The sequence below is a fragment of the Loktanella sp. S4079 genome (assembly GCF_000967725.1).
Lineage (GTDB): Bacteria > Pseudomonadota > Alphaproteobacteria > Rhodobacterales > Rhodobacteraceae > Yoonia.
In genome coordinates this window covers 1152585-1171380 of sequence record NZ_JXYE01000002.1, presented here as the reverse complement: position 1 = coordinate 1171380, position 18796 = coordinate 1152585, and the positions used below count along the sequence as shown (strand labels likewise).

The 18796-nt window shown below is 54.5% G+C and carries 17 protein-coding genes and 1 pseudogene; 8 read left to right on the top strand and 10 right to left on the bottom strand.

From position 1 onward, the window contains the following. Positions 1-103 precede the first annotated feature (103 nt). Positions 104-169: pseudogene (locus tag TW80_RS18535) on the bottom strand (hypothetical protein); the annotation flags it as partial. 21 nt (positions 170-190) lie between these two features. Between TW80_RS18535 and ftsZ the strand changes: the two are divergent. From ftsZ to TW80_RS06925, 5 genes are all read left to right on the top strand, one after another. Beyond that, positions 191-1729, top strand: a complete 1539-nt coding sequence (gene ftsZ / locus TW80_RS06945) for a cell division protein FtsZ (protein ID WP_446720131.1) — start codon at positions 191-193, stop codon at positions 1727-1729. 217 nt (positions 1730-1946) lie between these two features. Next, positions 1947-2864 carry a UDP-3-O-acyl-N-acetylglucosamine deacetylase gene (gene lpxC / locus TW80_RS06940; protein WP_045996527.1) on the top strand — a complete coding sequence of 306 codons (918 nt, stop codon included), beginning with the start codon at positions 1947-1949 and terminating at the stop codon, positions 2862-2864. 133 nt (positions 2865-2997) lie between these two features. After that, positions 2998-3837, top strand: coding sequence for an outer membrane protein assembly factor BamD (locus TW80_RS06935; protein WP_045997081.1), 840 nt, complete (start codon positions 2998-3000; stop codon positions 3835-3837). Between the two features lie 24 nt (positions 3838-3861). Beyond that, positions 3862-5526 (top strand): DNA repair protein RecN, encoded by a 1665-nt coding sequence (recN, locus tag TW80_RS06930; RefSeq protein WP_045996526.1) that lies wholly within the window; start codon positions 3862-3864, stop codon positions 5524-5526. 795 nt (positions 5527-6321) lie between these two features. Further along, positions 6322-8010: a chloride channel protein gene (locus TW80_RS06925; RefSeq protein WP_084625725.1), complete on the top strand. Its 1689-nt coding sequence runs from the start codon at positions 6322-6324 to the stop codon at positions 8008-8010. On the opposite strand, the gene TW80_RS06920 is transcribed toward TW80_RS06925, so the two are convergent. The 6 genes from TW80_RS06920 to cobS all read right to left on the bottom strand — a co-directional run bounded on the left by TW80_RS06920 (position 8007) and on the right by cobS (position 14229). Next, the gene (locus tag TW80_RS06920) at positions 8007-8348 is read right to left on the bottom strand and encodes a DUF427 domain-containing protein (protein ID WP_045996525.1); all 342 of its coding nucleotides are present in this window, start codon (positions 8346-8348) and stop codon (positions 8007-8009) included. The genes TW80_RS06925 and TW80_RS06920 overlap by 4 nt on opposite strands. A 78-nt stretch (positions 8349-8426) precedes the next feature. Then, on the bottom strand, positions 8427-10211 hold the full coding sequence (locus tag TW80_RS06915; protein WP_045996524.1) for an aminopeptidase P family protein: 1785 nt from the start codon (positions 10209-10211) through the stop codon (positions 8427-8429). 70 nt (positions 10212-10281) lie between these two features. Further along, complete coding sequence (gene cobT, locus TW80_RS06910) at positions 10282-12162, bottom strand: cobaltochelatase subunit CobT (RefSeq protein WP_045996523.1); 1881 nt, start codon at positions 12160-12162, stop codon at positions 10282-10284. Between the two features lie 80 nt (positions 12163-12242). Further along, the gene (locus TW80_RS06905) at positions 12243-12605 is read right to left on the bottom strand and encodes a hypothetical protein (protein WP_045996522.1); all 363 of its coding nucleotides are present in this window, start codon (positions 12603-12605) and stop codon (positions 12243-12245) included. Between the two features lie 92 nt (positions 12606-12697). Next, the gene (locus TW80_RS06900; RefSeq protein ID WP_045996521.1) at positions 12698-13087 is read right to left on the bottom strand and encodes a hypothetical protein; all 390 of its coding nucleotides are present in this window, start codon (positions 13085-13087) and stop codon (positions 12698-12700) included. A gap of 155 nt (positions 13088-13242) precedes the next feature. Further along, positions 13243-14229, bottom strand: a complete 987-nt coding sequence (gene cobS, locus TW80_RS06895; RefSeq protein ID WP_045996520.1) for a cobaltochelatase subunit CobS — start codon at positions 14227-14229, stop codon at positions 13243-13245. A gap of 188 nt (positions 14230-14417) precedes the next feature. Between cobS and msrB the strand changes: the two genes are divergently transcribed. After that, a complete protein-coding gene (msrB, locus tag TW80_RS06890) occupies positions 14418-14879 on the top strand; it encodes a peptide-methionine (R)-S-oxide reductase MsrB (RefSeq protein ID WP_045997079.1) in 462 nt (153 codons plus the stop codon). Between the two features lie 309 nt (positions 14880-15188). Beyond that, the gene (locus TW80_RS06885; protein WP_162197156.1) at positions 15189-15737 is read left to right on the top strand and encodes a hypothetical protein; all 549 of its coding nucleotides are present in this window, start codon (positions 15189-15191) and stop codon (positions 15735-15737) included. A gap of 53 nt (positions 15738-15790) precedes the next feature. Here TW80_RS06885 and TW80_RS06880 read toward each other — a convergent pair whose 3' ends face one another. Beyond that, the gene (locus tag TW80_RS06880) at positions 15791-16426 is read right to left on the bottom strand and encodes a J domain-containing protein (protein WP_045996518.1); all 636 of its coding nucleotides are present in this window, start codon (positions 16424-16426) and stop codon (positions 15791-15793) included. 79 nt (positions 16427-16505) lie between these two features. On the opposite strand from TW80_RS06880, the gene TW80_RS06875 reads away from it, so the two are divergent. Then, positions 16506-16757 carry a BolA family protein gene (locus TW80_RS06875; RefSeq protein ID WP_045996517.1) on the top strand — a complete coding sequence of 84 codons (252 nt, stop codon included), beginning with the start codon at positions 16506-16508 and terminating at the stop codon, positions 16755-16757. On the opposite strand, the gene TW80_RS18275 is transcribed toward TW80_RS06875, so the two are convergent. Further along, positions 16758-17132 (bottom strand): DUF4177 domain-containing protein, encoded by a 375-nt coding sequence (locus TW80_RS18275; protein ID WP_045996516.1) that lies wholly within the window; start codon positions 17130-17132, stop codon positions 16758-16760. Between the two features lie 81 nt (positions 17133-17213). Beyond that, the gene (gatB, locus tag TW80_RS06865) at positions 17214-18725 is read right to left on the bottom strand and encodes an Asp-tRNA(Asn)/Glu-tRNA(Gln) amidotransferase subunit GatB (RefSeq protein ID WP_045996515.1); all 1512 of its coding nucleotides are present in this window, start codon (positions 18723-18725) and stop codon (positions 17214-17216) included. Positions 18726-18796 lie beyond the last annotated feature (71 nt).

Here is an 18796-nt window from a genome sequence, read left to right as displayed (position 1 = left end):
ATTTGTCCAGATTTGGTGGCTATTTTGTGTTTTTCCCGTGACCTTTCGGCATCACCCAGTTAAGATGGTCCTAATAATCAGTCAAAAGCCCGGTGGGACGGGTTCATAAAAACAGGCGGATCGAGTTATGACATTGAATCTCTCCCTTCCGGGGCATGAAGAACTGAAACCACGTATCACAGTATTTGGTGTGGGTGGTGCAGGTGGTAACGCCGTAAACAACATGATCGAAAAGGCGCTTGAGGGCGTTGAATTCGTCGTTGCCAACACAGATGCGCAGGCGCTTCAGCAGTCGCGCTCTGAGCAAAAAATTCAAATGGGCCTTAAGGTTACCGAAGGTCTGGGCGCTGGCGCGCGCGCAACCGTTGGTGCCGCAGCTGCCGAAGAAAGCATCGAACAAATCGTTGATCACCTAGCTGGGGCACATATGTGCTTTATCACTGCCGGTATGGGCGGTGGGACCGGTACAGGTGCTGCGCCAATTATCGCCCAAGCTGCGCGTGAATTGGGTGTTCTGACCGTTGGTGTCGTGACTAAGCCGTTCCAATTCGAAGGCGGCAAGCGGATGAAGCAAGCGGATGCAGGCATTGAGGCGCTGCAAAAGGTTGTTGATACGCTGATCATCATTCCGAACCAAAACCTGTTCCGCCTTGCGAATGAAAACACCACATTCACCGAAGCCTTTGCTTTGGCGGATGATGTTTTGTACCAAGGTGTCAAAGGCGTCACCGACCTGATGGTCCGTCCGGGCCTGATCAACCTCGACTTTGCTGACGTGCGTGCCGTGATGGACGAAATGGGCAAAGCGATGATGGGTACAGGCGAGGCCGAGGGCGAAAGCCGCGCGATCCAAGCCGCTGAAAAAGCTATTGCGAACCCGCTGCTGGATGAAATCAGCCTAGAAGGTGCGCGTGGCGTTCTGATCAACATCACTGGTTCGCATGACCTGACACTGTTTGAACTGGACGAAGCGGCAAACAAAATCCGCGAGAAAGTCGACCCAGAAGCAAACATCATTGTTGGTTCGACTCTCGACACTAGCATGGAAGGCAAAATGCGCGTTTCTGTTGTGGCGACAGGTATTGACGCAACTGTCAGCAATGCCGACACACCTTTGCCACGTCGTTCTATGGCTGCACCTTTGGCTCAATCTGTCTCTGCTGAGACATCAGCGCCCGTTGCAGAAACTCCAGCACCAGCGCCTGCGCCAGCACCAGTTGCTGTAGAAGCGCCCGTGCAAGAAGAGCGCACATTGTTCCAAGACCTTGAGATGCCTGCAGCGCCAGCGCCGCAGCCGCAAGTGGTTGAGCAAGCGGTCGCTCCGCAGCCCGCACCCCAGCAGCCAACTGTCGATGATCTGCCGCCACCAGCTTATACGCCACGTCCAGAGCCAACGCTGACCGAGGCTGACAGCTTTGTAGCGCCACGCGCTCCCGGCACCCCATCACCAGAGGCACTGGCACGTTTGCAGGCCGCTGTGAATCGCACTCCAAAGCAAGCTGATCAGCAGCCACAACAGGCCGCAGCACCTGCGATGGACGAGGCCGAAAAGCCCCGGTTTGGGATCAATTCTTTGATCAACCGCATGACTGGTGCACAGGCCGAAGCCGCAGCCCAACAGCCTGCGCGCGCGCAGCCTCAGGTCACACCGCTGCACCAAGAAGCTGATCCAAACGAAGACCACGAGCGCATCGAAATTCCTGCGTTCCTGCGTCGCCAGGCGAATTAATGCTGTAACATTCCTTGTCTGACGCAAGGTTTGGATTGATCAAAGGGCCGCAATTCGCGGCCCTTTTTCTTTTGAAATGAATGGTTTGTCGGCTGTGTCCCATTCTGGCCATAAATTTGCCCCTGCATGTTTCAACCCGTTGTAAAGAGTGAGTTGAGCCAAGCGCCGCGGCAATCTATCCCTAACGTTAACGTAAGAATAATTAGGTGCGCACATCGTGCAAACGACACTGAAAACCAAAGTTTCATTTGATGGTACAGGGCTCCACACGGGACGTCCGGTTTCAGTTGTATTGAATCCAGCTTCGGCCAATAGCGGGATTGTGTTTCGCCGCGTGGATTTGTCGGGACAGCCACAGTTGATTGCGCGCTGGGATCGCGTTGTTGTTTCTCCGCTTAATACACGTTTGACCAATGACGCAGGTGTCATTGTCTCAACCATCGAACACCTTATGGCGGCGCTCGCTGGATGCGGCGTACACAATGCGCTTATTGATATTGATGGGCCTGAGGTTCCAATTCTTGATGGGTCGGCGGCCAGTTTCGTGCGCGGAATTGTGGACACTGGCCTGACCCAACTGACAGCGCCCTTGCGGGCGATTGAAATTCTCAAAGAGGTTTCAGTCGAGGAAGGGGACGCTTTTGCGCAGCTTTCGCCATCGACATCTTTGCAAATCGACTTTGCTATTGATTTTGCCGATGGCGCGATTGGCAAACAGCACAAGACGCTGAACATGGCGAATGGCACATTTGTGCGTGAACTATGCGATAGCCGGACCTTCTGTCGCTCGGCTGATGTCGACGCGATGCGTGCGCAGGGGCTTGCTCTTGGCGGGACCATGGAAAACGCAGTCGTAGTTGATGGCGATCTGGTGCTTACTCCAGGCGGTCTGCGCCATTCGGACGAGGCGGTGCGCCATAAGATGTTGGACGCATTGGGTGATCTCTACACTGCTGGCGCCCCGATCCTTGGGCGTTACACAGGGGTGCGGGCCGGGCATGCCATGACCAACCGCCTGTTGCGCGCGCTGTTCTCAGACGCTTCGTCTTGGCGTTACGTCAATTGTGACGCGAAGATCGCGGCGCGGCTACCCGGTGTAGGTGTCAGTCACGCTGATTTACACGCAGTTGCATAGCGCATCACCGAACAGTTGATCACAGCGTGTTCAAAAGGCATTTTGCCCCTCATTTTTCTATGTTAGACCTATGGACAATAAGAGACGCGCGGTACAAGCGCGTATTCAGTATGAGGTCGCAGTAATGTCTGCCATGTTGGAAAATCTTCGCCGTCGCGTTACGGTCTCTGGCGCTGCCCTTTCTTTGCTGTTGCTGGGCGCATGTGGCGGTGAACGGATTGGGCAGCCATTGGATGCAATGACGGCCGAGGAAATCTATCAGCGCGGCGAACGCCAAATCAATGAAGGTAACCCCGACGATGCGGCGTATACGTTTGGCGAGATTGAGCGGCTCTATCCCTATTCAGAATTTGCCCAACGCGCACTGATTATGCAGGCGTATGCCTATCACCGTGATGGGGATTACGAAAATAGCCGCGCCTCGGCGCAGCGTTTCTTGGATTTCTATCCAGCCGAGCAGGACGCGCCATATGCCGCCTATTTGCTGGCACTGTCATACTACGATCAGATCGACGAAGTGGGCCGTGATCAGGGGCTGACCTTTCAGGCGCTGCAGGCCCTGCGTGCTGTGATCGAACGCTACCCAGATAGCGAATATGCGCGAAGCGCTATTCTAAAGTTTGATCTTGCCTTTGATCATCTTGCTGCCAAGGAAATGGAAGTTGGGCGCTATTATCTCAAGCGTGGTCACTACGCTGCTGCGGCGAACCGGTTCCGCACCGTTGTAGAGGATTTCCAGACGACAATTCACACGCCCGAGGCATTGCACCGTTTGGTGGAGTGTTATCTGTCGCTCGGTTTGGTTGCCGAAGCGCAAAGCGCTGGGGCGATTTTGGGTCACAACTATCGTGCGACCGAGTGGTATGAAACCAGCTATGCACAGCTAACCGGGCAGGGGCTATCTGCTGAGGTATCCGGTGATAACTGGCTGGCGTCGATTTACAGACAGGTGCTGCGCGGTGAATGGCTCTAGGATAACGCAGGCGCGGGTGCTCTAATGTTACGCGGTCTTGATATCCGGGATATGCTGATCATCGACCGGCTCGAGCTTGCGTTTCAGCCGGGATTGAATGTTCTCACGGGTGAAACTGGCGCGGGCAAGTCGATCTTGCTCGATTCCCTAGGTTTTGTCTTGGGCTGGCGTGGCCGGGCTGAACTGGTCCGCCAAGGTGCTGATCAGGGCGAAGTGACCGCATGGTTTGATCTGCCTAATGGCCATCCGGCAAGCGCTGTCTTGGAAGAGGCGGGTATCACTGCCGAAGATGAACTCATTCTGCGCCGCGTGAATACGCGGGATGGTCGTAAAACGGCATGGGTGAATGATCGACGCGTCAGCGGCGAGGTGCTGCGCAAGGTTTCTGAGACTCTTGTCGAATTGCACGGCCAGCATGATGATCGTGGGCTTCTCAATCCGCGCGGGCATCGTCAGATGCTGGATACATACGCTGGTCTAGATGCAGATATCGCTAAAGCGCGCGAGGCATGGCGTCAGCTCTCAGCGGCCCAAAAGGCCCTAGACGACGCAGAAGCACGGATTGCAGAGGCGCAAGCCGAGGAAGAATATCTACGTCACGCGGTTGGTGAACTCGACGCGCTGTCCCCCGAAGCGGGAGAGGAGGCCAAGCTAGATACACAACGCCGCCTCATGCAGGCCGCAGAGAAGATCCGAACCGATATTAGCCGCGCCGCCGAGGCCCTGGGCCTCAATGGCGCTGAAGGTTTGGTGAGCGACGCATCCCGATGGCTCGTGGGGGTTGCTGACAAGGCCGAAGGTCAACTGGATGAGCCGTTGGGCGCGATCGAACAGGTGATGATCAATCTGGACGAAGCACAAAGTGGCATCGCCAACTGCCTCGATTCGCTATCGTTCAATACCGCTGAACTGGAAGAGGTAGAGGAACGCCTGTTTGCTATTCGCGGCCTCGCCCGTAAGCACGGTGTTCTCGCTGATGAACTAAGTCAATTTGCCGACGGATTGCGGGCGCGGTTGTCTGTCTTGGATGACGGGGCGCGTGACCTTCAAACACTCAGGGGTAATTTGCAAACAGCCCAAGCTATCTATGATGCGGCGGCGGAACAGCTTACTGCAAAGCGGACAAAGGCTGCCACGGCACTGGATGCTGCGATGAGCGCTGAACTCGCGCCGCTCAAAATGGAGCGCGCGGTGTTCGCAACCCAAGTGAGCCCTTGCGAGCCTGGCCCAGATGGCGCAGATGCGGTTGCCTTTACTGTTGCGACTAACCCCGGCGCACCCGCCGGCCCGCTAAATAAAATCGCCTCAGGTGGTGAACTTAGCCGCTTTTTGCTCGCGTTGAAGGTATGCCTCACCCAGTCCGATGCCGGGTTAACGATGATCTTTGATGAGATCGACCGTGGGGTAGGGGGCGCGACTGCTGATGCAGTAGGGCGCCGCTTGGCAGAACTGGCAGATGGAGGTCAGGTGCTTGTCGTGACACATTCACCGCAGGTTGCTGCACTTGGCGGGTATCACTGGCGTGTCGAAAAACGTCAGAGCGCGGATGAAACGCTGTCCACCGTTGTTCCGCTAGATCACGCGGCGCGCGTTGATGAGATTGCACGAATGATTTCTGGTGATCGGGTTACTGATGCGGCACGTGCCGCAGCGCTGTCGCTAATTTCGAGTGATCCAAAAACAAATTAAGGGCGGAGAGCACCGCCGCAGCGCGACAACACGTACACCCCACCCTTAGAAACTTGGTTACCCGACCCACTCTTAACGCGCATATCACAGCCACTCACCTCCGTGACACGCCTTTGTAATTTGTCCTGAGAAAGGTTCGCAAACGATCCTTTCTGTAACGAGGGAAGACGTTGCGCAACGCTCTGTCGGTCCCTGACACTCATTACTACGCGAGGCCAAATACCCCATAACTTGTGTCTAACAGAGTGCGAAGTTGGACTTCAACCTGTCCCAAAGTATGTCATAGCTTATGACCTAATGGCTGTATGCGTAAATGTGCAATTATGAGGAGAACGGCACAAAACGCCTGATAAATAAGCTATCTTCCAGCGTTTGGGCGTTTCATCACGGTTTTATCACTATTTAGTTACAAACATTGAGAATATTCAATTTAGGAGGACGTTCGCAATCTGCGATTGTTAGTGAATGTGATTCACATTGCAACTATGAGATGTTATGCGTTTGGGTTGTGTATTTTGCATAGCCATTATTGAATTTTCACAACGTTGCGTAATATTGCTCATATTTCCGTGAAGAAGGCGTGATTTGCGAACTATTCCATATGCGATAGCGCATGGCTGGGGGCTCAACCCCTACGAATCGTTCCCCTAGGTCAGCTTTGCCACAGTTACGGATCTTCGCAGACAAAGCAGTTGGACGGGCTTCTGCGATGTCATAAACCGAACCTAACGATGATTGCTTTACGGGTGCACCGACACGCCAAAGTCGGAAGTTTAGGTAGGAAGAGCCAGCAGCATGGGCGAGCCAATTAAATCTTTGCTGCGACAAGGGGTCAACGACGCGCGTACCGCTTGTTATGACGCAGCGCGCGTGGTCAAGACGCGCGGTCCAACGCAAATACAATTTTGGTTCATCGCGCTGGCAATTGGGATCGCGGCTGGGTTTGCGGCGCTACTGTTTCGCCTTGGGATCGAGCATCTGCAATCGACCCTATATGGCACCGACGATATTACCCGATTGCATAGCTTTATCGCGGGGCTGGCGTGGTATCAGATCATCTTTATCCCCGTCATTGGTGGGCTTGTGGTCGGGATTATTTTAGACCGCTTTACCGATGATGGGCGCGTCCGTTCGGTCGCTGATGTGATCGAGGGTGCCGCCCTCGCCGAGGGGCGGGTCGAGGTCAGACGCGGCTTGGCATCTGCGGTCGCATCGTTGCTGACGCTTTCATCGGGTGGATCAACAGGACGCGAAGGGCCAGTCGTGCACCTCGCAGCAGTCCTGTCGACGATTGTTTGTCGTTGGCTCAATGCAAACGGGATTACCGGCCGTGATCTATTGGGGTGCGCTGTTGCGGCCGCTGTCTCGGCCAGCTTTAATGCGCCCATCGCTGGTGCGCTGTTTGCACTCGAGGTTGTGTTACGCCATTTTGCTGTCCACGCCTTTGCGCCGATTGTGATCGCATCGGTCGCAGGAACCGTGATTAACCGCCTTGCGTTTGGGGATGTCACCGAATTTGTTCTGCCGGTGCAAAACGCCCTCGCGTTCTACGTCGAGCTGCCAGCATTCTTGATCCTTGGATTGGTGTGCGGCCTCGTGGCCGTCATCTTGATGAAGGCCATCTTTTGGGCAGATGATTTCGGTTCCTACGTTCAACGTGAAACGGGCTTGCCCCGGTTCTTACGGCCCGCCATCGCTGGGGCATTGCTCGGGATTATCGCGATTTGGTGGCCGCATATTATTGGCGTTGGGTATGAAACGACATCTGCTGCACTACAGGGCGATCTATTGCTGCGCGAGGCGATCACGTTTGGCGTGCTCAAGGTCGTGGCAGTCGCAATCACGATGGGGGGGCGCATGGGCGGCGGCGTGTTCTCACCCTCGTTAATGGTCGGCGCGCTGACTGGACTGGCATTTGGTGCTATCGCGACAGCGATTTTTCCGACGGTTTCGGGCGAGGGGACACTCTATGCGCTGGCAGGAATGGGGGCCGTCTCGGCGGCTGTACTGGGTGCACCAATCTCGACCACCTTAATCGTGTTTGAACTGACAGGTGACTGGCAGACAGGCCTTGCGGTGATGGTTGCTGTATCGCTCTCGACCGCCTTGGCGTCGCGTCTGGTGGACCGGTCGTTCTTTTTGACGCAATTGGAGCGCCGCAATGTCCATCTTGCTGCAGGTCCGCAGGCTTACCTGCTGGCGACATTCAAGGTCTCAAGCGTTATGCGCCCGGCAGACACCCCACGTGCCGCGCCAGAAGATGGTTGCTGGGATTTGATCCGCGAAGGGGTCTATATCGATGGGAATGCGACCCTAGAACAAGCGATGCCAATGTTTGAAAAGGCGGGCTATGGTTATATTCCAGTGGTCACTTTGGGGGGCGAAGACACCCCGCCAGAACTGTGGGGTGCGCTTTTTCAGGTCGATGCGCTCAAGGCGATGAACCGGGCGCTGTCAGAAACAGCGGCTGAAGAACACTCTTAAACCTGCTCAACAGCGACTTTGTTGCTGTAGAACGCCAGATAACCTTTGATCTCAGCAACATCGGCTTTGGGCGTTTCATACGACCAAACGGCATCCGCAATTGGGCCGCTTTTGGCAACGATTGAGAAATAGCTGGCCTCGCCTTTGTACGGGCAGGATGATGTGGTTTGTGACGGCTCAAGAAACGCCATTGCAACGTCGCCGCGTGGGAAATAGATCACTGGCGGATAGTCACCTTCGATCAATTCGAGCGCGTTTTGGCTTTCGCCAAGAACAGCGCCACCAGCACGTACAACCCAAGTTCCAGTTGCCGGACGAATTTGAATGTGATCAGCCATGGGCGAATTCCTTTGTTAAACGGCCGCAACCAAAGTTACCGCCGTAGCGTGTTATGGGCGCAGTATGACAGTTTCGTGTCAAAGCGGTGCGCAGGCCTGTGTCAGCCAAGCGCGGGTCGCGTCATCTAGACGCGGCGCAAGAAGTGCGACTGTATCCGCATGATAGCGATCAATCCAGTCCCGTTCTTCGGTTGAGAGCATCCCGATTTCAATTAGACGCCGATCTAACGGTACAAAAGTCAGCGTGTCAAATGCCAACATGTCGCGGTCATCCGCGCCCGCAATTGCTGGGGCCTCAATGACCGTGATCAGGTTTTCAATCCGAATGCCGAATACGCCCTCGCGGTAATAGCCTGGCTCGTTCGACAGTATCATCCCCGGCTCTAGCGATATGTCCGACCTGCGCGACAGGCTTTGCGGGCCTTCGTGGACGCTGAGGTAGCTGCCAACGCCGTGACCAGTGCCATGATCGTAATCTTGGCCGGCCATCCACAGGGGGGCACGTGCAAGCGCATCAAGGTGCTGACCGCTCAGGCCGCGAGGAAAACGGATCCGACTAATCGCGACCATGCCCTGCAGCACGCGCGTAAAGCAGGCGCGTTGGGTTGGCGTTGGCTCTCCGACGACGACGGTCCGGGTGATATCTGTGGTGCCATCCTGATATTGGCCGCCGCTATCAACAAGCAACAATTCATCTCGCGCGACAGGGCGATTGGTGTTTTCATTGACCCGGTAGTGCACAATTGCGCCATGTGGCCCGGCACCGCAGATCGTTTCAAAGCTAATGTCGCGAAGTGCGTTGGTTTCGATCCGAAAAGCCTCGAGCTTTTTGACGACATCAATTTCAGTCAAATTGCCCTGCGGAGCGGTTTCATCGAGCCAGTGCAAAAATCTGACCATGGCGACACCATCGCGCAAATGGGCCTCTTTCGCGCCGTCGATTTCGACCTGGTTCTTGATCGCCTTGGGCAAAAGGCAGGGATCAGCGCAATGCTGCGGTGTGATTTCGGATTCTAACAATGCATCCGCAACAACCTGCGGGCAGGATGTTTCATCAATTTGAACAGTGCTGTTATGTTGTGACAGGTGTTTCAAAAAATCCGCAACATCATGGGTCGTGATTTCGTCCCCGAGGTGCTCTGAGACTTGGGTAAGCTTTGCTCTCTCTGCATAGAGCTTAACCTGGCCGCTTGCATGAAGAATAGCAAAGCATTGCGGAACAGGGTTTCGTTCAATGTCGGTCCCACGAATATTCAACAACCAAGCGATGCTGTCTGGTAGGGTTATGACTGCGGCGTCTGCTTTGAGTGTTTTTGCAATGCGCGCCCGTTTCTCGGCGTGTGTTTCGCCAGCGTAGGCGATTGGCTGTACGGTGAATGGTGCTGCGGGGGGCGCGGGCTGGTCATGCCAAATGGCGTCCACCAGATTATCCGTTGGCTGGAGCGTATAGTCTTTGAGCTTTTTCTTAAGTGTGGCGATTTCGCGGACAGTGTGCAGCCAAGGATCATAAGCGACCGTTGACCCCACCGCGAGATGTTCCAAGAGCCAATCAGCGAGCTGTGTCTCGGGCCAATGAACGGGCGTAAACACATCAGCGACTTCCGAGCGTACCTGAACACGGTAGCGTCCGTCGATGAATACGCCAGCGATCTGTGGTAGCACGGCGCAAAAACCTGCAGATCCGGAAAACCCGGTAAGCCATGACAGTCGCGCGTCGCGCGGTGCAACATATTCACCCTGATGAGCGTCAGCGCGTGGCACAAGAAACGCATCAACCGAATCGCTTTGCATTTCCTTACGCAATGCCGCCAAACGGGGTGGGCCCTGCTCGGGATTGCTTTGCGCTGCAAAAGACTGAAACATGCGATGCCGTCCTATTCAAAAATTCGAGAGTCGCGGGGCAGCGAACAAATTTAGCTAAATTTGTTCTCGCTTAGCCCGCCTTGCGCATACCCATCACCCGTGCGCGCTTGCGCGGGTCCGTATCAAACAGGCTTGCGAGTTGTTCGGTCATTGCGCCGGCCAATTGTTCGACGTCGGTAATGGTGACGGCCCGTTCGTAATAGCGGGTCACATCGTGTCCGATTCCAATCGCGACGAGTTCAACGGCTTTGCGTTTCTCGACCATTGCGATGACGTCACGCAGGTGTTTCTCGAGGTAGTTCGCAGGGTTCACCGAGAGCGTGGAATCATCAACTGGCGCCCCATCCGAAATCACCATGAGAACTTTGCGCTGTTCCGGGCGGTTCACCGTCCGCCGATGCGCCCATTCCAGCGCCTCGCCGTCAATGTTTTCCTTGAGCAAGCCTTCTTTCATCATCAGACCAAGATTGGGTCGGGTCCGGCGCCATGGCGCATCTGCGGCCTTGTAAATGATGTGCCTGAGATCGTTTAGGCGGCCCGGTTTGGCAGTGCGTCCTTCGCCCAACCATTTCTCGCGCGATTGGCCGCCTTTCCACGCTTTGGTGGTGAAACCTAGAATTTCGACCTTAACGTCACACCGTTCTAGCGTGCGCGCCATGACATCCGCGCAGATTGCGGCGATTGAAATTGGACGGCCGCGCATTGACCCGGAGTTATCAAGCAAGAGTGTGACAACCGTATCGCGGAATTCGGTATCTTTTTCGACCTTGAACGATAGCGGGGTCGTGGGCGAAGCGACGATCCGGGCAAGGCGGCCCGCGTCAAGAATGCCTTCTTCGCGATCAAATTCCCACGAACGGTTTTGCTGGGCCTGCAGACGGCGCTGTAGTTTGTTGGCAAGGCGGCTTACCGCGCCCTTCAGCGGCTCAAGCTGCTGATCCAAATAGGCGCGTAGCCGTTCAAGTTCAGCAGGTTCAGCGAGATCTTCTGCACCGATTTCTTCATCAAATTCAGTGGTAAAGACGCTGTAATCCGGATCTGCATCCGAAATGGGCTGCGGCTCTGGCTGGTCAAGCGGGGCTTCACCTTCGGGCATTTCGGCCTCTTCGCCCATTTCTTGGTCAGCTTGTTCATCCATGCTGACCTGAGCTTGACTGGCGTCTTGTTGTTCTTCTTGCGATTGTTCGGGGGCGGCGTCGGCCTCTTGGCCGTCGTCGTCATCGTCGCCGGTGCTGTCGGGTTCTTGCTGATCGTCTTCGCCAGCGTCTTCGGCCTGTTCTTCTTGTTCTTCGTCGATGCTGTCCGGGTCGTCGCCGAGCTGATCGCCATAACCCAAATCGCTAATCATTTGCCGTGCAAGTTTCGCAAATGCCTGTTGATCATTCAGCGCGTCTTGTAATGTCTCAAGCGTACCGTCGCAGTGATCTTCTATAAAGCCGCGCCATAGCTCCATGACGTTCGCTGCGGATCTGGGCAAATCACGCCCGGTCGCCAGATGGCGCACAAGATACCCGGCAGCAACAGAAAGCGGTGCATCAGCGGCTTGGGTGATTTGATCATACCCGCGGCGCATCGCTTCGTTTTCAATTTTGGATTCGATATTTCCCGCAGTCCCCGGCATGTGCTGGGCACCAACCGCTTCGATTCGCGCGGTTTCCATGGCTTCGTAAAGATCACGGGCCATTTGCCCTTGGGGCATGTAGCGCGCTGCGACTTTGGGGTCATGGAATTTGTGCCGCAGCGCAAATGCATCTGCGGTACCACGGGCCAAGAGAACCTCGTCTCTGGTCATCCTGCGCGTCACTTGGGGGAGACGAATGCTATCCGTCGTTTGTCCTGCCGGATCAACCGAATAGCTGACCGACAATTCGGGATCGTCGGCCATAACCTTTGTCGCCTCAGCGAGCGCTTTTTTAAACGGATCGGCGGGGTTGTCGTTTGGTTTCGTCATCGGTTGCGTCCTTTGTTGCTAAGCAAACTAGAACCCGATGCGCGCAATGACCAGAGGGCAGGGCGCGGAAAACTGGGTGTTTATTCTTCTGCGTGAGGGTCCTCAAATGTAATCATGCCTTCTGGCGCGATATCAAAGATGTCTTCAATCATTTGGTGCATTGTGTCCAAGTTTGACGCGCCGCGTATCGAGTTGCCGTCCTGATCAACAAAAGCAAGGCGGGGGCGGTAGGTATTACCTCCGATTTCAATGGCGCCTTCGTCAAAGAAATAAGCAAGCTCGGTCACGATGCTTTCGACATTCGCCTTGGCGACATCTTCGTTCATACTTTCGGTAAACAAAGGAAGCAGCGCATGCGCGACGAGCGAAGTTGCAGCTTCGACCAGGTTTTCGTGACTGACGACATATCCCTCTGGCAGCTCGGTGCCGATTTTCATTTTCATTGTGGGCTCCTACTAAATAACTTTGCTTGATATTGCGTTAAAAACGGACGGGAATATGACAAACTAGAGGCGATTGCTGTACAGCTTATGGTTTAACTAAGCAGCATGGCAGTGCATTCTTGGGTTAGTCGCGCGGCTTGCAGGCGTGCCCATTGGGCGTCGGCCACGTCATCGTTAAAAACGGCACGTGTCAGCAGGGCAGAGTGGGCCTGCTTGGAAGCAATGCGAATTTGAAAAATCTCGCGCCCCTGCTCAGGGAGCATGATTGCTTCGATGAACCTAACAACATCGTTACGTTGTTGCATGGTTTCTTCAGATTGGGTGCCGTCGAACATCCATTGAAACTCCATCATCGCTGAAAGTCGCCCTGCGCAGGTCGCAAAGAAGTTTAACTGTTCATTTGCGGTCTGCGCACTTGTCCCTGTCGCAGCCAGTTGAAGCGCGATAACGGCGGAGATGATATGGGATTTCATGGTGCTCATGCGCAGAGCGTAGTGAATTCAGCGCCACCGTATAAGAAGTCTAAAGGTAGATCGCAGGTCGCAGACGACTGCGCGCATACCCGATTGTATATGTAGCATATACAAAAGAAAAAGGACGGCGTGTTGCCGTCCTTGCGTTTGAGATGATCGATACTTTAGCCGAGGCTGAGGCTCGCTGCGCTTTCAGGCAGTTCTTCGTCAAAGCAGCGTTGATAAAACTCGGCGACTGTTTGGCGCTCCAGCTCATCACATTTGTTGAGGAAAGACAGGCGGAAAGCATAGCCGACATCTTGGAAAATACGCGTGTTTTCGGCCCAGGCCAGAACAGTCCGTGGCGACATTACGGTCGATAGGTCACCGTTCATGAATGCGGTCCGTGTGAGGTCTGCGACGGTCACCATCTGATTGATCGTTTTGCGCCCTTTTTCGGTGTTGAAATGGGGCGATTTTGCCAAGACAATAGCAGCTTCGGCGTCATGCGACAGGTAGTTCAGTGTCGCAACGAGGGACCAACGGTCCATTTGCGCTTGGTTGATTTGCTGGGTGCCGTGATACAGGCCCGTGGTGTCGCCCAAGCCGACCGTGTTTGCAGTGGCAAACAGGCGGAAGTTCTTGTTCGGAGTAATGATTTCGTTTTGATCCATCAGCGTCAGCTTACCATCGGCCTCTAGCACGCGCTGGATCACAAACATCACATCCGCGCGCCCTGCGTCATATTCATCAAATACGATTGCAACGGGATTGCGCAGTGCCCACGGCAGAATGCCTTCGTGGAATTCTGTCACTTGGACGCCGTCGCGCAGCTTGATCGCGTCTTTCCCGATCAGGTCAATCCGCGAGATATGGCTATCAAGGTTCACACGGACGCAGGGCCAGTTGAGCCGTGATGCGACCTGTTCAATGTGCGAAGATTTCCCGGTTCCGTGGTAACCTTGGATCATGACGCGGCGGTTATACCCAAAACCGGCCAGAATCGCCAAAGTCGTATCTGGGTCAAACTTGTAGGTGCTGTCGATTTCAGGGACGCGATCCGTGCGCTCTGCAAACCCCTTGATCTTCATGTCGCTGTCGATCCCAAAGACCTCGCGGACCGAAATTTCTTCGGTTGGTTTTGCGTTCATATCAAGGGTGCGGTCAGCCATTTGCGTGCCTTTGCATTAGTCGTCATGTGTTGTGTTTCGGGATGCAGCATATCTTGTGAATTGGCAAGCACCAGAGGGTAGGCGCAAGTTTTGTGACTTCCTTGGCTGGCGCGGGATCACACGAAGGTGCATCGCATGAAATATGCATTTCGCGTAGCCTAGCCGCAGTTTTTGCGGAAAGGGTTATCATGCATCGTCGTCAGTTTATCACCGCTACGGCTGTCTCGATCATCGCGGGGCGCAGTTTGAACGCACAAAGCTCGTTTGAGGTAACCCGCACCGAAGCAGAATGGCGGGCGATGTTGACCGATCTCGAATATCGGGTGATGCGCCAAGAGGCGACCGAAAGGGCGGGGTCCTCGCCGCTTGATAAAAATTACGCTGACGGTCTGTATCACTGTCGCGGTTGTGACCTAGCGCTGTACGAGTCAGCGACTAAGTATGATAGCGGTACAGGCTGGCCGAGCTTTTATCAGAGTTTGCCCAATGCCATCGGCACCAAAGAGGATCGACGGTTATTGCGGGTGCGCACCGAATGTCATTGCCGTCGCTGTGGTTCACATTTGGGGCATATCTTTAATGACGGTCCGCCACCGACGGGTAAACGCCATTGTTTGAATGGCGTTAGCCTAATTTTTCGCGCTGTCTAGGAAATGTGGCGGAACGGACGAATTTAATAGGCTGTCCGCAATCATTGGGTGTTTTTGGGTTTAATATAAGCAATCTTAGCTTGCTTAGCGTGCGATCATAATTGCCGCTAATTTCGCTAACCCTTTAAAAATTAACAATTATATAACGAATGCGCGTATGGGCGGTAATTCGCCGATTTTTCTTGTTCGACTCGGCTGAATGTGGCACAAAAAAGGCGTAAGGCGGGTGTTTCATGTGTCGTGGGGCACAGATTGAAAACAATTAGCTCGCTATGTTGCTATTATTGATGCGAGTGTGGGGGTAGTAAATTGTCGAAGCGCATTACGAATATTTTTCACGTGTCGCCGGCGAACAAAGCATTGGCGATGGGGTACGCAGCTGTCAGCGCGACGTCATCGGGTATCGCAATGTTTATCATGTCGGGCGTACATGGGGGCCAATTCCAATCTGTATATCCTGCGGGATATGAAATCTGGGTTGCTCTCGCTGGTGCGATAAGCGGGGCGCTGGCGCTCTATCTGACGCGCGGCTGGCTTGGCCTGTTTGGCAAGATTGGGCTTGCGCGCGCCGTGTTCGGTGCATGTGCGATGGCGCTGATCGCGGCCTTGATTGCAGGTACATTGATCATGCCGGTCTATGGTACGTTCTTTGCGCCAATCTTAGTGGTTGCCGCGGTTGGGTTGAAACCTTGGCTTGGGGTCGCCTGGATGGCGGTTGTTCTGATGGCACATGCGATGTTCGTACGTCGCGCAACAGAACTTAGGATAGAGGCGCTGACCGCCGATGATTCTGCGGTCGGGCAGCTTAGCCCTCTGTCGCAAGCGAACCTTTACCGCCGTCGGTCTCATATGCACTAAGGTGTGTTGAAAGATCACCAAATGAGAAGGGGCCTTGCGGCCCCTTTTTGCTGTCAGTCTTTGTCGCGGAAATGTTTGCTGACCTTGATCTGATCCCAAGCCCAGACAACTTCGGAGAGTTGCTCTTCTTGGCTCCGGTCACCGCCGTTCATATCGGGGTGTAGTACCTTGATCAGCGCCTTATAGGCCTTGCGGATCTGCGGTTTGGACCAGTTGTCATTGGCATCCAAAATCTCGATGGCGCGGCGCTCTGTGGCTGGCAGACGTCGTCCTTTGGTGGCACCTTTGCCTGGGTTGCGCGTGGCATTCGCGCCCAAGACCTGATGCGGGTCCTCGATCCCCAGACGCGCCCATGCACGTTCCTCAACGCTACGCTTCATCGGTTTGGTTGGACGTTCCCAAACGCGGTCTTTGGTCATCTGCGCGGCAAGTTCGGCCTCTGTTGTGGTCTCAAAGAAGTTCCACTTGAGGTTATATTCGCGCACGTGCTGCTGACAGAACCACAGATAGTCATCCAGAATATCGGGTGACTTCGGCGCGCGGAACTTGGCTGGTTCTTCGCAGCCTTCATGTTCGCAAACGCGTTGCGAAGTTTCTGAGGCGCCTGACAACCCCCGACGTCCGCGCGGGTTCTTTTTCTTGGCGCTCGACACTGACATGTCAAAACCAAAGGGATCTTCTTTTTTCATGGTGCGTCTCGCCTTTCCGACTCGGACAACAGAGTTTAAACCTCACAGCGTGAGATTGAAGAGGGTAGAAGGAAAAATAATGGCCCTAGAAGCAGAAATTCGCACAGCACTGTCTGCGCTTTCACCGACTTCGCTCGAAGTGATTAATGAAAGTGCGATGCACAGCGGTCATGCGGGCGACGATGGATCAGGCGAAAGCCATTGGCGCATTGTGATTAAGGCACCAGAGCTGGATGGTATGACCCGGATCGCACGTCATCGAGCTATTCATAGTGCCTTGGGTAAAGATATCATCGGGCGCATTCATGCGCTTGCGATTGATATCCAATGATTATTCGGCTGCGACCTCTGACGAAGGTTTTTCAGGTGGGGTGACCTTTTTGGGTTCAACCACCGCAGGCTTTTCGACCTTTTCTGGTGCGGGGGCAGGGGGTTTTACCGCAACTGTTGGCGGTGCGACTTGCGCCTCAACCGCCTGTTTTTCACGACGAAAGACAAGCATGTTGCGGTAAACCGTTGTTTTGCCCATCAGCCCTTCGCGCTGTTCAGCAGGCAGTGTATCAGTGCGCAGGTATTCCCAGCGATCTGCGGCCAGATCGTTCATCATCGTCTCTAGTGCGACAGCAAAGCGACCTTCGGCAGATTTTGCGCCTTTGGCTTTTACACCGCGCGTAGGTGCCGGCACGACCTTGTATTCGTATGACATTCCGTCACCCCTTTTTTCCACCAAAGGTACATAGCAATAACGGCGCGCGATTCCAAGCGCACGCCGTTACCCGTAAGTTGATTATAGGCCTAGTTTCGCTGAAACGAGCTGGTTCACAACGGCTGGGTTTGCCTTGCCACCTGTTGCTTTCATGACCTGTCCCACAAACCAACCAGCGAGTTTCGGGTTGGCCTTTGCCTTTTCGACTTGGGCCGGGTTTGCCGCAATGATTTCGTCAACAGCCGCTTCGATCGCGCCCGTATCGGTAACCTGCTTCATGCCTTCGGTTTCGACGATTTCAGCCGGGTTACGCCCAGAAGTAAAGCAAATCTCAAAGACTTCTTTGGCGATCTTACCAGAGATGTCACCGGATTTGATCAGACCAATCAATTCGCCCAATTGCTCTGCGGATACCGGGCTTTGCTCGATGGTGTGGTCTTCTTTCTTAAGGCGACCAAACAGTTCGTTGATGACCCAATTCGCGGCCAATTTACCATCGCGACCTTCGGCTACTTTCTCAAAATACTGGGCGTTTGCGACCTCAGCAGTCAGAACAGATGCGTCATAGTCGGACAGGCCAAAATCACTGATAAAGCGTGCTTTCTTGGCGTCGGGTAGTTCGGGCAAAGAAGCGGCGATATCGTCAACCCATGCCTGCTCGATTTCCAACGGCAGCAGATCAGGATCCGGGAAATAGCGATAGTCATGCGCTTCTTCTTTGGAGCGCATCGAACGTGTTTCGTTTTTGTCCGGATCGTAGAGGCGGGTTTCTTGTACGACCTCTCTGCCGTCTTCGATCAGCGCGATTTGGCGGCGTGCTTCGACGTCGATTGCGGCTTGGATAAACCGCATTGAGTTCATGTTCTTGATTTCGCAACGTGTGCCGAGGTGGCTGAAATCCTGGGTTTCTTGATACTTTTCATAGTCACCCGGACGACAAACAGAAACGTTAACGTCTGCACGCAGGTTTCCGTTTTGCATGTTGCCGTCACATGTCCCCAAATAGCGCAGGATTTGGCGCAGTTTACCAACATAGGCTGCGGCCTCTTCGGGGCCACGGATATCGGGGCGGCTGACGATTTCCATCAGCGCAACGCCGGTCCGGTTCAAATCCACGAACGACATGTGCGGGTCCATGTCGTGGATCGACTTGCCTGCGTCTTGTTCGAGGTGGATACGTTCGATCCGAACCTTACGCGCCGTGCCGTCGCCCATTTCAACCAGCACTTCGCCTTCGCCCACAATCGGGTGATACAATTGCGAGATTTGATAGCCCTGCGGCAAATCCGGGTAGAAATAGTTTTTGCGGTCAAACGCAGAGGTCAGATTGATTTCCGCCTTTAGGCCCAGCCCAGTGCGAACAGCCTGTTCTACGCAACCTTCGTTGATAACGGGCAGCATGCCGGGCATGCCTGCATCAACAAAGGCAACGTTGCTGTTGGGTTCCGCGCCGAATTGGGTCGAAGCACCCGAAAAGAGTTTTGCCTTTGTGGCGACCTGTGCGTGGACCTCTAGGCCGATCACCAGTTCCCAGTCGTGCTTTGCACCGGCAATGACTTTTGGGGCCGGTACATCATAAGTCAGGTCGAGCATCTGCGCATCCTTTGATCAAGTTTGATTGGTGTCTAAAAGAAGCGGCAGGCAGCTTCAAGACAACAAGCAGC

Coding starts and splice junctions, on each gene's coding strand:
- TW80_RS06935 (WP_045997081.1), top strand. CDS start 2,998: ATGTTGGAAAATCTTCGCCGTCGCGTTACGGTCTCTGGCGCTGCCCTT.
- recN (WP_045996526.1), top strand. CDS start 3,862: ATGTTACGCGGTCTTGATATCCGGGATATGCTGATCATCGACCGGCTC.
- TW80_RS06925 (WP_084625725.1), top strand. CDS start 6,322: ATGGGCGAGCCAATTAAATCTTTGCTGCGACAAGGGGTCAACGACGCG.
- TW80_RS06920 (WP_045996525.1), bottom strand. CDS start 8,348: ATGGCTGATCACATTCAAATTCGTCCGGCAACTGGAACTTGGGTTGTA.
- TW80_RS06915 (WP_045996524.1), bottom strand. CDS start 10,211: ATGTTTCAGTCTTTTGCAGCGCAAAGCAATCCCGAGCAGGGCCCACCC.
- cobT (WP_045996523.1), bottom strand. CDS start 12,162: ATGACGAAACCAAACGACAACCCCGCCGATCCGTTTAAAAAAGCGCTC.
- TW80_RS06905 (WP_045996522.1), bottom strand. CDS start 12,605: ATGAAAATGAAAATCGGCACCGAGCTGCCAGAGGGATATGTCGTCAGT.
- TW80_RS06900 (WP_045996521.1), bottom strand. CDS start 13,087: ATGAGCACCATGAAATCCCATATCATCTCCGCCGTTATCGCGCTTCAA.
- cobS (WP_045996520.1), bottom strand. CDS start 14,229: ATGGCTGACCGCACCCTTGATATGAACGCAAAACCAACCGAAGAAATT.
- msrB (WP_045997079.1), top strand. CDS start 14,418: ATGCATCGTCGTCAGTTTATCACCGCTACGGCTGTCTCGATCATCGCG.
- TW80_RS06880 (WP_045996518.1), bottom strand. CDS start 16,426: ATGAAAAAAGAAGATCCCTTTGGTTTTGACATGTCAGTGTCGAGCGCC.
- TW80_RS06875 (WP_045996517.1), top strand. CDS start 16,506: ATGGCCCTAGAAGCAGAAATTCGCACAGCACTGTCTGCGCTTTCACCG.
- TW80_RS18275 (WP_045996516.1), bottom strand. CDS start 17,132: ATGTCATACGAATACAAGGTCGTGCCGGCACCTACGCGCGGTGTAAAA.
- gatB (WP_045996515.1), bottom strand. CDS start 18,725: ATGCTCGACCTGACTTATGATGTACCGGCCCCAAAAGTCATTGCCGGT.